Source organism: Vibrio sp. 2033 (genome assembly GCF_033339735.1).
In genome coordinates this window covers 1-533 of the sequence record NZ_JAWOVC010000762.1, presented here as the reverse complement: position 1 = coordinate 533, position 533 = coordinate 1, and the positions used below count along the sequence as shown (strand labels likewise).

Here is a 533-nt window from a genome sequence, read left to right as displayed (position 1 = left end):
AAGCTTATTGCTCCACTCAGAGATTTTGGTGACGCACATGGTGATCATGTTGGCGTACAACCATTTGCTGCATGGCAACAAGCGTTTGATCCCTTGCTTACTCCGGGCGCACGTAACTATTGGAAATCGCATAACTTTAACTCGCTAAGCGAAGGTGTCATTGATGCGGCGATAGAATACGCAGGGAAGTTGCCATCGCCTCAATGCGAGATTTTTATCGCCTCTCTTGGCTGCACGGCATCTAGACCAGAACCTGAATCTATGGCTTATTCTAGCCGTGACGCTAATTACGTATTAAATGTGCACGGAAGATGGGACTCCGCAGAAGATGACCAAGCTTGTATCGCGTGGGCGAGAGACTTTTTTGCCAAAACCAAACCGTATGCCAGTGGCGGTGCGTATATCAACTTCCTTACACAAGATGAAGCCGAACGTACAGAGTCTGCCTATGGTCCAACCTTTGCGCGCTTACAAGAAGTGAAGAAGAAGTTTGATCCAAATAACTTGTTCAGAATGAATCAAAACATCAAGCC

General features: G+C 46.7%; 1 protein-coding gene. It reads left to right on the top strand.

The annotated features are described in order from the left end of the window. Positions 1 to 533 (top strand): BBE domain-containing protein (locus tag R7P74_RS28945; RefSeq protein ID WP_318124150.1); only part of this gene is annotated, 533 nt, incomplete at both ends.